The organism is Rhizobium sp. UGM030330-04 (assembly GCF_003208455.1).
Classification (GTDB): Bacteria; Pseudomonadota; Alphaproteobacteria; order Rhizobiales; family Rhizobiaceae; genus Agrobacterium; species Agrobacterium rhizogenes_A.
Genome location: NZ_QKML01000017.1, coordinates 87,158 through 102,476, shown reverse-complemented (window position 1 = coordinate 102,476; position 15,319 = coordinate 87,158). Strand labels below are relative to the sequence as shown.

General features: G+C 61.4%; 14 protein-coding genes. 2 read left to right on the top strand and 12 right to left on the bottom strand.

All coding sequences use genetic code 11. The features are described 5' to 3' along the window. Positions 1 to 1,253, top strand: a 1,253-nt coding sequence (locus tag N434_RS22735; RefSeq protein ID WP_146227690.1) for an SEL1-like repeat protein, incomplete at its 5' end; no start/stop codon positions are given. Between the two features lie 14 nt (positions 1,254 to 1,267). On the opposite strand, the gene N434_RS22730 is transcribed toward N434_RS22735, so the two are convergent. Then, positions 1,268 to 2,197, bottom strand: coding sequence for a dihydrodipicolinate synthase family protein (locus tag N434_RS22730; protein ID WP_110760415.1), 930 nt, complete (start codon positions 2,195 to 2,197; stop codon positions 1,268 to 1,270). 50 nt (positions 2,198 to 2,247) lie between these two features. Beyond that, positions 2,248 to 3,441, bottom strand: coding sequence for an FAD-dependent monooxygenase (locus N434_RS22725; RefSeq protein ID WP_181424050.1), 1,194 nt, complete (start codon positions 3,439 to 3,441; stop codon positions 2,248 to 2,250). Positions 3,442 to 3,508: 67 nt separating this feature from the next. Between N434_RS22725 and N434_RS22720 the strand changes: the two genes are divergently transcribed. After that, complete coding sequence (locus tag N434_RS22720; RefSeq protein WP_110760408.1) at positions 3,509 to 3,994, top strand: MarR family winged helix-turn-helix transcriptional regulator; 486 nt, start codon at positions 3,509 to 3,511, stop codon at positions 3,992 to 3,994. 143 nt (positions 3,995 to 4,137) lie between these two features. On the opposite strand, the gene N434_RS22715 is transcribed toward N434_RS22720, so the two are convergent. The 10 genes from N434_RS22715 to N434_RS22670 form a co-directional block, all read right to left on the bottom strand. Next, on the bottom strand, positions 4,138 to 5,535 hold the full coding sequence (locus N434_RS22715; RefSeq protein WP_110760407.1) for an FGGY family carbohydrate kinase: 1,398 nt from the start codon (positions 5,533 to 5,535) through the stop codon (positions 4,138 to 4,140). Beyond that, a complete protein-coding gene (locus N434_RS22710; protein ID WP_110760406.1) occupies positions 5,535 to 6,797 on the bottom strand; it encodes an FAD-dependent oxidoreductase in 1,263 nt (420 codons plus the stop codon). The genes N434_RS22715 and N434_RS22710 overlap by 1 nt, the downstream gene beginning before the upstream one ends. Next, the gene (locus tag N434_RS22705; protein ID WP_110760405.1) at positions 6,794 to 8,203 is read right to left on the bottom strand and encodes an NAD(P)/FAD-dependent oxidoreductase; all 1,410 of its coding nucleotides are present in this window, start codon (positions 8,201 to 8,203) and stop codon (positions 6,794 to 6,796) included. The genes N434_RS22710 and N434_RS22705 overlap by 4 nt, the downstream gene beginning before the upstream one ends. 105 nt (positions 8,204 to 8,308) lie before the next feature. Further along, positions 8,309 to 9,085 carry an ethanolamine ammonia-lyase subunit EutC gene (eutC, locus tag N434_RS22700; RefSeq protein ID WP_110760404.1) on the bottom strand — a complete coding sequence of 259 codons (777 nt, stop codon included), beginning with the start codon at positions 9,083 to 9,085 and terminating at the stop codon, positions 8,309 to 8,311. Continuing rightward, positions 9,085 to 10,485: an ethanolamine ammonia-lyase subunit EutB gene (locus N434_RS22695; protein WP_110760403.1), complete on the bottom strand. Its 1,401-nt coding sequence runs from the start codon at positions 10,483 to 10,485 to the stop codon at positions 9,085 to 9,087. The genes eutC and N434_RS22695 overlap by 1 nt, the downstream gene beginning before the upstream one ends. An 11-nt stretch (positions 10,486 to 10,496) precedes the next feature. Next, positions 10,497 to 11,291 (bottom strand): ABC transporter permease, encoded by a 795-nt coding sequence (locus tag N434_RS22690; RefSeq protein WP_110760402.1) that lies wholly within the window; start codon positions 11,289 to 11,291, stop codon positions 10,497 to 10,499. A 12-nt stretch (positions 11,292 to 11,303) separates the two neighbouring features. Next, entirely contained in the window at positions 11,304 to 12,182 is an 879-nt protein-coding gene (locus tag N434_RS22685; RefSeq protein ID WP_065117202.1) for an ABC transporter permease, read from the bottom strand. Then, positions 12,179 to 13,252: an ABC transporter ATP-binding protein gene (locus N434_RS22680; RefSeq protein ID WP_065117201.1), complete on the bottom strand. Its 1,074-nt coding sequence runs from the start codon at positions 13,250 to 13,252 to the stop codon at positions 12,179 to 12,181. The genes N434_RS22685 and N434_RS22680 overlap by 4 nt, the downstream gene beginning before the upstream one ends. Positions 13,253 to 13,540: 288 nt before the next feature. After that, the gene (locus tag N434_RS22675; RefSeq protein ID WP_065117200.1) at positions 13,541 to 14,581 is read right to left on the bottom strand and encodes an ABC transporter substrate-binding protein; all 1,041 of its coding nucleotides are present in this window, start codon (positions 14,579 to 14,581) and stop codon (positions 13,541 to 13,543) included. A gap of 62 nt (positions 14,582 to 14,643) precedes the next feature. Further along, positions 14,644 to 15,309, bottom strand: coding sequence for an RraA family protein (locus N434_RS22670; protein ID WP_065117199.1), 666 nt, complete (start codon positions 15,307 to 15,309; stop codon positions 14,644 to 14,646). Positions 15,310 to 15,319 lie beyond the last annotated feature (10 nt).

Sequence of the window (15,319 nt, the reverse complement as noted above, 5' to 3'; positions counted from 1 at the left end):
TCAAGCTCTTCAGCCAGGGAGCCCACCTCGGCGACAGCGATTCCATGGTCAGCCTCGGCCATCGCTACAGTACCGGCACCGGTATCCGCAAGAGCCCGATCCGGGCGCTTTACTGGTATCGCCGCGCCCTTCAGGCCGGTAATCCCCGCGGCGCCAACAATCTCGGCGTTGCCTATTATTATGGAACGATCGTGAAGGAAGATGCCGAAAAAGGCATTCAGTTGCTCGCCGCCGCGCTCGATGGCGGTTTCGACCGAGCAGCCTACACACTCGGTCTGGCCCACGAGGATGGCAAGGGCACGGAATGTGACCTCGAAGAAGCGCTCTATCTGTTTCGTCGTGCCCGGATGGGTGGTCGCGACGATGCGGACGAAGCAATCGAACGGGTGCTGACAAGGATGGGCAGGGAATTTTCCCCGGCCGTCGATCCCGAACAACGGCTGGAAGACCTTCGGATTATGATCCGCAATCCGGAGAAGCGCTTCAGCGTCGAGGCACTGCTTCTGGAGCTGGCCCGTATCTGCGAGGAACTGGTCGAGGATAAGGACAATCCCGCCGCTGACCAACCCCATGTGCTTGGCAGATCGAGCCTGATCCGCGGTTTCGTACTGTGGAAACAGCGCAATCCCGCCTATAAGGAGCCGGTTGAAACGGCACTTGCGATCGACGGCAACCACCCCTTTCTGACACCACCGGAACGCGCCTCTCTCATGACCGCAAGGGCCGTTGCGTTTGCCCGCGACCACAAGTGGCAGGAAGCGATCCATCTGCATCGTGGCGCGCTGGCGATCGTCAGGGCCGATCCGGATGCAGAGGAGAACACCATGCTTGCCGCAATGACGGATCTTGCTTTCTGTCTGCATGAAGCCGCTGAATTTGAAGAGGCGCGCGACCTCAATTCGGAAGCGCTGGCGCGTGCCGAGATCGCCTTCGGCAAGGACGATCCGGCCCTGTTGCGTATAATCGGCAATCTCGCCCAGAACGAGTTTGCGCTCGAACACCCTGACAGATCAGTGGAACTGATGCGCCGGCGGCTGGAAATCGCCGAGCGGCATGAAATTCTCGACGCGATCGGCGCGGCATTGCGCGATCTGGCAATAGCCAGTTTTTCGGCAGGGGACCATGCCGGCGCTGAGGATCTGTTCCGGCGGCAGGTGGCCTTTGCCGAGCGCAACGGCGACAGCGAGGACATCGCCCGCGCCCGCGCGGACCTAAACGGCCTGTTTGAACGACTGGACAAGATATCGCGATAGCCAGCCGCAGGAAATCATGAGGCTTGGCTTAGGCGACGGCGGAAATCAGCGGTTCCCTGCATGATCTTGTCCAGCAGCGCCTCTATCGCCCAGAAACGCTCCTGAATGTCAAACGTCACCGCACGGCTTTCGATCTCGCGAATGGTGCCGAGACGCTGGTGATAAAGCTTCGCCAGTTTGGGATAGCCCATGGGTTCCGCCATGGCGGCAAGTGCCAGGTAAACCGACAGTTCGTCTGCGAGTTGCGGATGCCGGTGAGCTTTCGTGAGCAGCCATTTGTAAAGATCGGGGTGGAAATTGGTGAAGACACCGGTAAAGCCACGAGACCCTGCTTTCATGGCGTCAAATGCTATCGCGGCATTGGCGTTGACGATGGCAAGCGGCGTACCCTCGGTGAGAGCCACACGCCGCTTAACCGTTTCAAGATCGCAGGAGACATCCTTGAGAATGACGAAGCGACCGCTGCCGGCACAGAAGGAAATTTCGGCATCGGTCATGAGACGGCGGTAAGGCGCAGGGCATTCGTAGAGGCCAAGCGGCAGATCGGAGGGCAGACGCTCAAGAAGCCAGCCGAGATCGTCGAGAAACTTCGAGCCACCCTCCTGCCCCGCGTCGAGCCGGTTGGTGACAAGCACCATGCCGTCAACACCCGTCTGCGCGATCGCATCGAGTTCTTTCCGTTGATCTTCCAGCGTCTCACTGACATGCCCCGAGGCAATGACGGGAATGCGGCCAGCTGCGGCTTTCTTGACGAAAGCGGCCAGTTCCACCCGCTCCTCAAGGGTGAGGAACAACATTTCCGATGACTGGCAAACGGCAAACAGCGCGTCCGATCCATTGGCGATGTACCATTCCACGAGATTTGCAACGCCTTCGAAATCTATCTTGCCGTCCCTGAACGGCGTGATCATGACGGGAATGATGCCTTCGATTTGCCTGGTCATTGTTTTCGTCCTGTCAAACATATGCGGCCCGGGTCTCGTAAAAAAAAAGCTCAGGGTGGTGATAGAGGGTCTCGGTCGGCTCGATAAGCAAAGAATTTTTCCTGCGCCTTCTGCCCGAGCGGAATGACAAGCGGGAGCAGCAGGTCACGCAGCCGCAGCGAAAGCCAACCTTGGGCCTTTTTCGGCCCACCGCTTTGCCGGCCGAGACGCACCGCCGCTTCCACCCTCGCCCGGCGCAGCGATTCGAAACGCCGGAAGGCCTGGGTGGGTGTCGTTTCCACGGCAATAGCCGCCGCCAGAACGAGCGCATCCTCCAGCGCCATCGAGGCGCCCTGACCGGAATGGGGCGTTACGGCGTGGGCCGCGTCTCCGATCAGCACTGTCCGACCGACCGACCAGTGTGCGAGGCTTGGCATGTCGTAATCCGGATACGCACGGATGGAGGCAGGATCGACTGCGGCGATGATGCGTCGGTTCACTTCGGGATCCGGCCGGTGCAGTTCGGCCAGATATTGCAACAGCGCGGTTCCTGTCAGTGGCTGGGCCCGAGTTTCATCGGTCTGCCGATAGGTATTGAACCAATAGACCGGCCCATCCACCGCCTTGAGATAGCCGAAAAAAGCGTTGCGGCCAAAAGTCATGAGCATGCGCCCATCAGTGTCGGGGACTTCGGGTACGTCCACAATGCCCCCGCTGCCCTGGAGTCCGCTGTAGATCGGAAGTGGCAGCTCGGGCATGCCGAGGTGCCGTACGGTGGAGCGCAACCCGTCGGCGGCAACGAGAATGTCGAAGCCCTCCGTGCCGCCGTCCGGACCATGCACCAACACTTCAGATGGAGTTTCCACGATGGCTTCGACCGCCGCACCAAAGCGCATTCTGATCCCGGCAGTCCGCGACGCTGCGAGGAGGATGGAAACCAGTTCGCCCCGACGGATGGTGACCGACGGTGCGGCAAAACGCTGAGCATGTTTTGTGTAATCAAGTGCTCCCAGCGTACGACCATGCGCGTTGTGAAAGATCAGCCCCCGCGTCTCGATACCCCGCTCAAGCGCGGCTTCGGCCAGACCCAGGCCGCGCAACGCATTCATGCCGTTGGGCGCCAGCGTCAGGAAAATGCCCTCGTTCCGTAACTGCTCTTCGCTTCTTTTTTCAATGACGGTGGGCGAAAAACCTTTCCGGGCGAGTGCCAGGGCCAGACCCAGTCCGGCAAAACCCGCCCCAACGATACCGATCCTGGTTTTCATTCTTGCCTCATCGACCATGGTCGAGACATAATGCGACAGCTTAAATATTAGATAATATGATAGTTAGATGATCGAACTAAATAAGTCAAGCACTGCGAAACCCGAGCTCATTGAGAAACTTGGCGCCCTGATCATGCGCTGGCAGGAAGCAAGCCAGCGTTATGACGAAACGGTAGGCGATATTTTCCAGCTCGGCCCCGCCGAGCGGCTGTGCCTGAGCTTTCTCACCAGCGGCCCCCAGACAGCGAGCGCGATTGCCCGGGCAACTCGGCTCACCCCGGCTGCGGTAACGGCTCTGGTGGACCGGCTCGAAGCCCGCAACTATGTTCGTCGACGACCTGATCCACGCGACCGGCGCAAGGTGCTGGTAGAGGCGTCCGCAGCGACCGAAGCGCTGATCCATGAGGTCTATCTGCCATTGGCCAAGGCCGGCGCCGCCGCCTTTGACAAGCGCAGTGCCGAAGAACTGCAGATCGTGGCCGAAGTACTGGAACAGACCATCGCCATCCAGAATGAGATGACCGAAAAACTGCTCGTTCGACCGGAGAAATGAACGTGCCAGAAGCAATCGCCCTTCGGTCTACGAGACGAATGACGACTGGCCGTAATTGCCTTGTCACCGACACCCACGGGTATTCAGCGCGAATAACCGGCAAACCGCGGGTCAAAAATTTGCGATAGGTGCAGCAAAAACCCTCAACCGTTCCGCCAGGCCCGCGCATTGTCTATGGCACGTGCGAAGCGTTGATGGTCTGTGGTGTCAACCGATCCGTCCGGTGCAAATATCTCGGCATCGTTTCGCATCGCGGTTACATCAATACCGCACAGTTCCGCCAGCCCCAGCGCCGTCAACTCTCGCATGGCGGGCACGCGAATGGTTCGGCCACTGGCAGCCGCGAGGAAACGGGCGAAATAGCGGCTATTCGACAAACCGCCGTCGATGGAAATCGTATCGCTGACAGGAACGGCAGCCGCCGCAGCCTCCATCAGACGGACCGTCAGCAGTGCAATGCCTTCCAGCATGGCGCGCACCATGTCGCTTCGTTCTGTGGCATGGTCCATGCCGATGAACAGCGGCACGGCCTGCCTGTCCCAATAGGGTGCGGCAAGGCCCGAAAGGGCGGGCACGAATGCAAGACCACGGCGAATGGCCGACGCCCCCTCGAAACCGTCAAGTTCGGCATTCTCCGCATAGAGACCGATCTTTCGCGCCCATTCAAGCACCGCACCGGCATCATAGACCCCGCCTTCGATGGCAAAGACGGTAGAGGCATCCTGCATTTGCCAGCCGACCGCCGGCAAGAGCCCTTCCGTCAGGGGACGCTCATTCCCCGCCACGGCCAGGAGAAAAGCACCAGTGCCGAAAGTTATCTTGCAATCGCCGTGCTTGCGGCAGCCATGCCCATAAAGCGCCGCCTGCTGGTCGACGATGGAAACGCGGACCGGCGTTCCGTCAATCGAACCGAAGCCGCCATCGACAGGGCTGATTGCAGGCAGGCAATCCCGCGGCACGCCGTGAAGCGCGCAGAGTTCCGGGCTCCAGTCTCCGGTATCCAGATCGAGCAATCCCGTGCGCGAGGCCGTTGCGAGGTCGGTGTGAAAACAGCCCGCCAGCCGGTCCAGAAAGAACGCATCGGTGGTGCCCAGCCGCAACCTTCCTGCGGCCCTTGCCCGGGCAACCGCCGGGTTGTGCTTGACCAACCACGACAGTTTGCTAGCCGAAAAATAAGGATCGAGCGGCAGCCCGCAAATTTCTTTCGAAAGATCAACAGCCGATTGCGGCAGGGCAGCCAAGGCCTCAGCTGTTCGGGCATCCTGCCAGACGATAACCGGTGAGAGCGCCTCGCCGCTTTCGGCGTCCCAGGCAAGACAGCTCTCACCCTGATTGGCGATGGCTATCGCATCCACCGGACCGGCGGCGGCCAGTACCGCGCGGATATTGCGCAGCAGTTCTTCCGGATCATGCTCGACCTGACCCGCGGCCGGATAAAACTGCGCGTGACGCAGGCTCGACGCGAGCTTCGCCGTACCACCATCGTCCACTAGGAGGCACCGGGTCGATGTTGTCCCCTGATCGATCGCCGCAATACGCATCAATCCGTCTCCAGAAAGTGAAAGGCAATCCGGCTCGCTTCCAAGGCGGCACCGGGAATGGGTACAAGCACGCGGCGTTCCGGCAGCCAAAGGCCAGTCCTGCTCCACACCTCCGCACCGTCGAGATGAAGAGAAAGCCGGCCTCTGACACGTCTCGCAAAACGCAGCTGAAAATCGCAAAAGGCCGGACGATCAAGCCCGCCCGGCCGCAACATGGCGGGAACCGCCAGCTTGAGCGGATCGGCGAAGGTGACAGGCACCGCACGGGTGTTGCAGGGTTCACGGGCAAGATCATCAGCCACCGCAGCACCAACCCGACGGCCTTCGCGAAACGACCATCCACCCGTTTCCACCGCCCGCAATATATTCCCGCCGGCAAAGAAAACCGGATTGGGCATCCGTCCGTCCTGATCGATCATCGCCCCGGCGCTGCCTGCCGCCACATCGAGCGGGGATGCGTCGAGAAGCGCTGCCTCCGGCGTGAACCGCCCGGTCAGAAGGACACCATCGCACTTGACCGTCAGGAGGCGGCCGTCCGCCAGCCGGATATCCGCCTCCTCGACACGGCCTCGCCCGCGAATATCCGCAAGCGTCGCACGGCAATGAAAGGGCACGCCGAACAACCGGGGAAACCATTGAAAAGCGGACCACGCCAGCGGTTCCGGCTCAGGCTCGATCATCGCCACCGGCCGCGCATGATGCGTCAGGCACGTGAGAAGTGCCGAGAACGAAACTAGTTCCGAACCAATGATCAACGGTCGTCTGAAGGGCATGATGCCATGAAAGGCGACAAAGGACTGCAACGTACCGGTGGTGATCACGCCCACCGGCCGATCGCCAGGCAAAAGCCGCGCCGAACGCGGTTTTTCCCGCGCGCCGGTGGCCAGAACGATGCGTCTGGCGCTCAATGTCTCGACACCGCGCGCCGATGCCACCAGCACCGCACCATCCTGTGTGAGTTCCACGACCGAATGGCCGAGGCGGATATCCACCCCGGCATCCAGCACTTCCCGCTGCAGGCGTTTCGCATAGGCCGGGCCGAAATAGATGCGACCGAATTCGCGCATACCGAAAGGCGAGTGCGAGCAATGCCGGGGCGCGCCACCAATGGCCTGCTCCCGGTCGAGGATCACCACGCGGGCAATGCCGCGCGCCTTCAGTTCCAGTGCCGCGGCCACGCCCGCCGGACCGCCGCCGATTACGATCACATCAGCATCCGGAGTTCTTTCTCCCATTTGCTGAAAAGGCTTTGAACCGTTCATCGGTCGTCTCCCCCATTGACCGCAAGCGGTACAGCCAGACGCCCACCCGTCATCGCGGCCAGCCGGGCGTTGCAGTAAAAACCCTGGCAGCGCCCCATCCCGGCGCGGGTGCGCCGCCGTAATCCGCCGAAATCGCCCGGTGGCACCGCACTGGAAAATGTCTCCTCTATTTCGCGCCGGGTGACGAGTTCGCAATGGCAGACGATTTCGCCGTGATCGACACGCTGCCAGTCCCGCTCGCTGGTTTCGGTGAGGTTGGGCACTGTCACTTCTGGCACTGATGGAGGCGGGACAAAAGGGCTGGCGAAACCCTCGTAAAGCGCCAGCGCATGTTGCGCCAGACCAAGCGCAGCGCTGAGACCGGTAGAGCGGATACCGCCGAGCGTGATCGCCCGCCGGTCCGGACGCGCAGAAATCCGGTAGTGCTTCTTTTCAGACGCCGGACGCAGGCCGGCATAAGCGGCGGTCACGGAAACGGCTGCCAATGCGGGAACGATTTCCGCTCCCCGCTTCAGCAACGCCTCCAGCGTCGCCGTCTCCACGGTCGCACGTTCGCGATCATCCTGCTCTTCCGCCGTCGGCCCGACGAGAACATTGCCAAAGGCGGTCGGGCACACCACGATACCCTTGGTGATTTCGGTGGGAACGGGCAGGACGATGCGCGGCACATGCCGGCGGGCCGCCTTGTCCAGCACGACGAACTGCCCCTTGCGGGGCTTGATCCTGAATTCAGGCGCAAGACCCAGGCGCGCATCGACGATATCGCCGAACAAGCCGGCGGCATTGACGACACTCGCTGCAAGGATCGGACCCGCCGCCGTCTCGATGTGCCATGTACCATCAAACGCACCGGACAGGACCTCGGCATTGCGCACCAGCTGCGCCCCAAGCGCCACCGCCTGCGTGAGATAACCGAGCGGAGCGGACCACGGATCGATGATGTGTTCTCCTGGCACCTCGAGCGCGGCCGCCAGATGGCCGGACAGGCCCGGCATGGCTTCCCGCGCCCGCCCGGCGGTAAGGAGATCAAGCTCGGCAATACCGTTGCGCCTCCCCTGATCGGCGATAGCCTCCAGCCTTTCAGCTTCGTCCGCATTCCAGGCGCAGACCAGCGCACCGGTTTCGACAAGGCTGAGACCCATCTGTCCATGGATCGACAGGTATTCCGCCCGACCTGCCTTCACCAGTTCCAGCTCCAGACTGCCTTCCGGGGCATCGAAACCGGTATGGAGAATGGCGCTGTTGGCCTTGGAGGCCCCGGAAAGGATGTCTGAGCCTTTTTCGATGACCACCACCTTCGCCCCGGCCAGTGCGAAACGGCGGGCGACTGCGCAACCGACCACCCCTGCGCCAATGATGGCGACGTCGAATTGCGTGGCGCGGCTCATATCAGATGTCTGGGCCATAACGGCGTCCCTTTGCCTTGGTGGTTCGAAAGCGAAATCGTGGGCGCAACGGGCTGAGCCGATGCACCTTGCAGGTTTACGAACGGAAGTGAAATTCGCCTGGTTCTATCCAGACAAAGCCGTGACAGGCTCCTCGAACTCAATCAGTACCACCCCACTCGTCTCTTGCTGGCACATGGCGCGGATCAGGATCATGATCTTGCCGGCCGCTTCGACGGGCGACACGCCACCATCGCGAATGTTGGAGATGCAGTTGCGTCGGGAATCGGGCAATCCGGTCTTCGGCCCGAATGTCACATAGGCCCCCAGACTGTCGGCGGCCGAAAGGCCGGGACGCTCGCCGATCAGGATCACCGCCACCTTTGCGCCGAGTGCGGCGCCCACATCGTCACCGAGAGCCACCCGCGCCTGCGTCGCAAGCGTGATCGGTGCAACCGTCAACCCTTCGCTTGCCAGCGCCTGCAGCAAAGCTGTCGCCACCGGCACGGCATTCATCTCCACAGCCGTTGCCGAAAGGCCGTCGGCAATTACCAATGCGACATCGGCTCCCTTGCCCTTCCCCTCAAGCGCGCGCGCCCCTTCGTCGGAAAGGGCGCGGCCGAGATCGGGTCGACGCAGATAATCCGCACGATCCGGCGCGCGGCTTGCCACATGCACGACATCGGCACCCAGGGCACGCAAATCGCGTCCCACCCCGTCGATATCCAGCGGACGCCACACGGCCTGACGCGCTTGCGCGTGATCCAGCAGAAATGTCTGTACCGCGCGTGTCGGCGGACTTGCCCCGGTGCGGCCAAGCGCCACCCGCGCATCCGTCATGGCCCGCAGGGCCTTGAGGCGCTCCGGCGGACCGGAAACGAGGGAGGATCGGCGATCGCGCATCAGGCGGCTTCCCTTGCCAGAAAATCAAGTTCACAAAGCGCGCGGTTCATCAGCGCCGGGTTCTCGATCATGCGGCCACCGGCATCCGTCAGGCCCACCTTCTCCAGCCAAGCCGCAAATTCCGGCGCAGGCCGGCGTTTCAGCGTTTCGCGGGCATAGATGGAATCATGGTGGGAAAGCGTCTGGTAATTCAACATCACATCGTCCGAACCGGGCACGGTAATGACGAAATTGACATTGGCCGCACACAGCATGGTCAACAGCATGTCCATGTCTTCCTGATCGGCATCGGCATGGTTGGTATAACAGACATCAACGCCCATCGGCAGGCCGAGCAGCTTGCCACAGAAATGATCCTCAAGGCCGGCACGGATGATCTGCTTGCCATTGTAGAGATATTCCGGGCCGATGAAGCCAACGACGGTATTGACCAGAAGCGGCGAGAATTCCCGCGCCACGGCATAGGCGCGTGCCTCCATGGTCTGCTGATCGACGCCGAAATGGGCATCCGCCGACAGGGCAGCCCCCTGCCCCGTCTCGAAATACATGAGATTGCTGCCGATCGTTCCGCGCTTCAGCGACAGACCGGCCTCATGCGCTTCCCGCAGAACGGCAAGATTAACGCCGAAACCGGCATTGGCCTTCTCGGAGCCGGCAATCGACTGGAACACCAGATCGACGGGCGCGGCCCGCTCCATCGCTCGGATTGCCGTCGTCACATGGCCGAGGCAGCAGGTCTGGGTGGGAATGTCGAGCCATTGCCGCAGATCGTCGAGCAATTGCACGACGCGGATATAGTCCGATAGCGCACTTGTCGCCGGGTTGACACCAATCACCGCGTCGCCGCTGCCGAGCAGCAATCCGTCAACGGCAGAGATGGCGATGCCGAGAGAATCGTCGGTGGGATGGTTCGGCTGGTTGCGGGTGGACAAGCGGCCGGAAAGACCAATCGTGTTGCGAAACCGGCTGACGACTTCCCTTTTGGCCGATACCGTCACCAGATCCTGCAACCGCATGATCTTGGAAACCGCCGCCACCATTTCCGGTGTCAGACCCCATGTTACCGCCTCCAGTTCCGCCTGCCCGGTCCCGGGATTGAGCAGCCACTCGCGAAACTCGCCAACCGTCAGGGACGCGACCGGCGCGAAGGCCCGCGCGTCGTGCTGACGGGCGATAAGTGCCGAAACCTCATCCTCGTCAGAGGCGATCAGCTCCTGCGCAACGAAGGTGGAAAGCGGCAGGTCGGCCAGCGCCATCTGCGCCGCCAGCCGTTCCACCGGCCCCTCCGCCGAGAGCCCGGCGAGCTGGTCGCCCGACCTTTCCGGGGTTGCCTTCGCCATCAGCGTCTTCAAATCGTCGAAACGATAGGTCGTACCGGCGGCGATCTGTCGATATGCCATTCTGACGGCCCCTACTTTACGAAGGTCTTCGTAAGGCCCGCCGTACGATCCACGATCAGGACGACGGCAAGTGTCAGCACGATCAGAAGAACGGAAATGGCGGCAACGAGCGGATCAGCCTGGGTTTCAACATGCTGATACATGGCGACAGGAAGCGTTGTGATGCGCGGACCGGTGAGGAACAGTGAAATCACGGCTTCATCGAACGACACGAGAAAGGAAAGCGCCGCCGTGGCAACAACGCCCGGCGCAATCATCGGCATGGTGATGCGGCGGAAGACAGTGAGCGGCGATGCTCCCAGCGTGGAGGCGGCCTCTTCGAAGATCAGAGGAAGGCCGGCAAGCGAGGTGGTGAGCACCCGCAGGGCATAGGGAAGCACGATGATGAGATGCGCAACCACCAACCCGGTGAAGGTACCGAGCAGACCCGCGCCGGCGAAGACGATCAGGATCGCAAGACCAAGAACGATGGTCGGCAAAAGCAGCGGCGCGGTGAAGAAGGCCAGCAAAGCATCCGCGCCGATCACCCGCATGCGGACAATCGCATAAGAGGCAGGCAGCGCGATCAGCATGGACAGCACGGTGACGATGACGGCGAGGACCGTACTGGTGCCGAGCGCACCGATCATCTTGGAATTATGCATGAGATCGACATACCAGCGCAGGCTCCAGCCCGAGGGCGGGAAGGTCATGTAGCTGTCGGCCGAAAACGAGATCGGCACGACGAGCACGACAGGCGCAAGCAGGAAGAGGAACATGACAAAGGCGGCAATTTTCAGCGCCAGCGGTGCGGAGCGTTCTTCCATCTTCGATCTCCTTTAAAGAACGGCCCGCAGAAGCCGGGAATAGAGAACCAGGGCAGCACCGAAAATCACAAGGATGATCATCGAAAGCGTGGCGGCGAGTGGCCAGTTGAGCGTCACGATGGCCTGGTCGTAGATTTCCGTCGCCAGAAGGAAGACCCGGCCGCCGCCGAGCAGCTTGGGCGTGATGAAGGAGCTGACGGCCAGAACGAAGGAGAGCAGGCAACCAAGCGCGACGCCGGGCATGGTGAGCGGCACGATGATCCGCCAGAACACTCTCCAGGGCGACGCGCCGAGCGTTTCCGCAGCTTCCTCGACACGTGGATCGAGCCTGCCGAAACCGGCCAGAAGAGCGAGAATCATATAGGGCATCAGGATTTCGGTGAGGCCGATGACGACGCCGATCTTGTTGAACAAGAGACGCACGCCGCCTTGCGCACCCAGCGCGAAGAGAATGTTGTTGATGAGGCCGTCATCGGCAAGGATGGCGATCCAGCCATAGGTGCGCACCACAGCCGAGGTCAGCAGCGGCGAAATGACGAGCACCAGCAGCAGCGTCTTCCAGCGGCCCTGCGCACGGTGAAGGTAAAGGGCGATGGGATAGGAGGCGACGAGCGTCAGAACGGTGATCAGAAGGCTCGTGAGGATGCTCTGGCCGATCAGTTCGATATAAAAACCGTCGGTGAGAGTGGACGACCAGTTTTCCAGCGTGTGAGCTTCCCCAAGGCCACCTCCGCCCAGGCTTTCGCGGAAGGAAAGCAGCAGCAGGTTGAAGACAGGCAGCACGAAGGCCAGGCCGTTGACCGCGATGATCGGCCCGAGAAGCAGGGTGGCGAGAAACACCATGGAGGAGGTACGGCTGCCGGGAGCCGTGATCATAACCGACGCCGTCATTGGTTTGCTCCGAAGACCAGCGTGTCCTCGACGCGCCAGACGAGGCTGACAGCGCTGCCCGCCGCCACCGGCGTTTCACCGCCGGAGGTCGCGCGTTCGACCGACAAAGTCTGTCCGCCCGCGACGATCTCGTATTGGAGAATGTCCCCCGCATAATAGACATCCCGGACCTCGCCGGCGATGCGGTTGACCGGTGCTCCGTCAAAATCAGGCGCGGCGTCACCGGCGACCGTCATGGCCATGCGATGCGGCCGAACCATAAGATCGATCTTGCCGTTATGCGAACCGGGCGCACGCAATACCGCATCGCCGACCGTGATGCGGTCGCCCGCCGCGTCGCCGACCAGCCTGTTGGTGCGGCCGACGAAGGAAGCGACGAAGGCAGTCGCCGGGCGTTCGTAGAGATCATGCGGCGTGCCGAGCTGTTCCAGCCGCCCGCCGTTGAGGACGGCAACCTTGTCGCACATGCTGAGCGCCTCGACCTGATCATGCGTGACGAAGATGGACGTAATGCCGAGCTGTTTCTGGATACGGCGGATTTCGGCGCGCATCTCGTCACGCAGCTTGGCGTCGAGATTGGAAAGGGGCTCATCAAACAAAAGGATGGAAGGCTGGATAACGAGGGCACGCGCCAGCGCGACCCGCTGCTGCTGGCCACCGGAAAGCTGGGCGGGGCGGCGGTCCTCGCGCCCTTCCAGCCGCACCATGGCAATGGCTTCACGGGCGCGGCGTTCCGCTTCGGCAGCCGGCACCTTGCGCATTTCAAGACCGAACATGACGTTCTTGAGCACCGTCATATGCGGGAAAAGCGCATAGCTCTGGAAAACCAGACCGATATCACGCTTGTAGGGCGCAAGCTGCGTCACGTCCTTGCCACCAATCAGGATCGAGCCTGACGTCACGGGAGCAAGGCCGGCAATCATGCGCAACGACGTCGACTTGCCGCAACCCGAAGGACCAAGGAAAGCAACCAGCTCGCCCTTGGGAATCTCGAGATTGAGATTATCCACGGCGACCATGGTCTCGTAGCGCTTGGTCAGTGAACGAATCGAGAGGAATCCTGGCTGCATGGTGTCTGAAGTTCCCATTCTGGCTTTTTGCCTTTCTCCAGGACATATCCGGCCCATGAGCGCGAAAATGGCCTGTCTCTTGATCTGTGCAGTCGCAGCAGAAATTCAGCTGTACTGTTTCGCGGCGTTTCCCGTTTCGCAGACCTGCAAAGTCACGGGAAACGCATGTCCGTGTTCCTCACCCCTCCGCCGACCCCAGTGTCGACAGAGGGAATGAACCGTTTCGTATGTTTCCGCAGCCATGATGGATGATGCGGAAGACCTGCCATTCTACGCTTGGCGCGCGCCTCAGCGGCTGAGCGGAATGACCTTGCGACGCCAGTCCTGCGTGACCTGGTCACGGACCTTCGAGAGGCCGATCCAGTCAACCGGGATAACCTTGTCCATCGCCTTGACGACGGTACGGTCGCTGACATCGTCGGCGACAGTGGCCTTGGCATTGGTCGGCGCATAATACATGGCGGCGGTAAAGGCAGCCTGGGCTTCAGGGCTCAGCGCATAGTCAACGAATTTGCGCGCCGCCTCGGACGACGGTCCGCCCTTGACGAGATTAAGCGTATTGATCTGGAGGATCGTGCCTTCCTTGGGAAGAACGACCTTCATCTTGCCGTTGGAGCCATCGGCATTCACCTGGCTGCGGGCATTCCAGCCCACGCCCAGCGAAACCTGGCCATTGACGACATTCGGGTAGACTTCCGGCTTCGGCTCCCAGGTCTGAACATTCGGCGCAACTTCAGCCATGGCATTGATGCCGGCGTCGATATTCTTGATGAAGTCTGTGCCGCCATTCATGTGGTCCATGATGATGGTCGTGCCGATACCGACGATATCAGGGGCGCTCAGCATCGCGACTTTACCCTTGAGGGCGCTGTCCTTCAGGGCATTCCAGCTGTCCGGAGCCGTCTTGATCGCATCGGTGTTGTAGATGAGGACAAGGTTATCGAAGGTCACGCCGACGCCGGCCACGCCTTCGAAGCGGGCATTGGGATAGAGGTCGGCGACATTCCTGGTCACGCTTTCATCGATCTTGTCGAACAGGCCTTCGTCCGTACCGGTCTTGGCGACGGAAACATCCATCAGCGCGATATCGGCCTGCGGCGCAGCCTTCTGGGCGCGCAGCGAGCCGAGCATCGCGGCAGAACCCTGCTGCGGGAAATAGTCGACCTTGATATCAGGGTTGGCGGCCATGAAAGGCTCGATGACGGCCTTGGTATAACGCTCCTGGAAAAGGCCGCTATAGCCGAGGAATGTCACGGTCTGTTCGGCGTGCGCCGGAAGGGCAGCCGCGCCAAGCATGAGAATCCCGCTCAGAAGTATCGATTTCTTCATTGTCCTGTTCTCCTCTATTGTTATTGGGAGTGGCGGACTGATCCGCCACCCGTAAGATTGTGTCAGGCGCTCAGCTTGGCCTGGACGAATTTATTCGCGCCGGAAATGTCCGGCAGCTTCTCGCCGTTGCGCAGGCGCTCCAGAAGCACGATCTCGGCCTCCTGCATGCTGATGGCGCGTTCCGCCATGGCGCGGGCCTGGCTCGGATGAAGGGCAACAACACCGCTTTCATCGCACAGGATCGCATCGCCCGGATTGATCATCTGGCCGCCAACACTGATCGGAACGTTGATCGCGCCTTCCAGGCCAAGGATCTTGGTAGTGATCGGCGACGGGCCACGGCACCACATGGGCATGTCGACCTTGGTGAACTCCGAGAAATCGGTCGCCGGGCCATCGACGACACCGGCTTTCACACCGGCCATCTTCATGGTGTTGGTGATGACACCGCCCCAGCAGGCGTGGCGGGTATCACCGCAGCGGTCGATGAGGACGATATCGCCCGGGCGCACGAGTTGCGTCAGGTAGTGGAGCATGGTCGAATCCGCGTTCGGGATGCGCAGTGTGACGGCGGTGCCGGCCACCCGCTTGCCCGGCAGGACCGCGCGGATTTCAGGGTCGACGAAGCCGGAGTGAAGCACATGGCCGATCGTTGCGACTTCAACCTTTTCAAGAAGCTCGATGATATCGGCGCCGATCTGTTCCGGCATGGGATTGACGGTAAACATAAGTCTTTCT